Origin of the sequence: Gordonia sp. ABSL11-1, assembly GCF_030315685.1 — a bacterium.
GTDB lineage: Bacteria > Actinomycetota > Actinomycetes > Mycobacteriales > Mycobacteriaceae > Gordonia.
Genome location: NZ_JASXSI010000108.1, coordinates 1 through 406 on the forward strand (window position 1 = coordinate 1; position 406 = coordinate 406).

The following is a 406-nucleotide window of genomic DNA, read 5'->3' on the forward strand; positions in this document are numbered from 1 at the left end:
ATCCTGTCAGTTATCGGTTCACGGGAGACAGTCCGCTTACCCCGGCGCTATGACTGCCGCTCCGAAACCGAGCGTCGAGAACAGGCCGAGTTGCCTATTCGCTCCGAAGTGGCCGGAGGCGTCGTTCCCCGCCCTGTTCGGCACCATGTACGCGCAAATTGCGGAGATTCGGGCTTCCGACACAGAGGTAACTGCACGGGGCTGTTACCTCGGCAGTGGCCTAGCCGAGGTGCGCACGCGGGAACCAGAGAGCGATTACCTCAGCGCTTACGAGTTCAGCTTCACCGCCAAACTCCCACCACAAGCGCTGGATCCGCGTGCGAACGTTCGGCGCGAAGCCGCACCAGGAACAGGCACGCGTGCACCGCAATTCGACGTCTTCTATCCATGGAAGTTCGACGCAGTT

General features: G+C 61.3%; 1 pseudogene. It reads left to right on the forward strand.

The features are described 5' to 3' along the window. Window positions 1-49 precede the first annotated feature (49 nt). Window positions 50-406 (forward strand): annotated as a pseudogene (locus tag QSJ19_RS26655) (hypothetical protein); the annotation flags it as partial.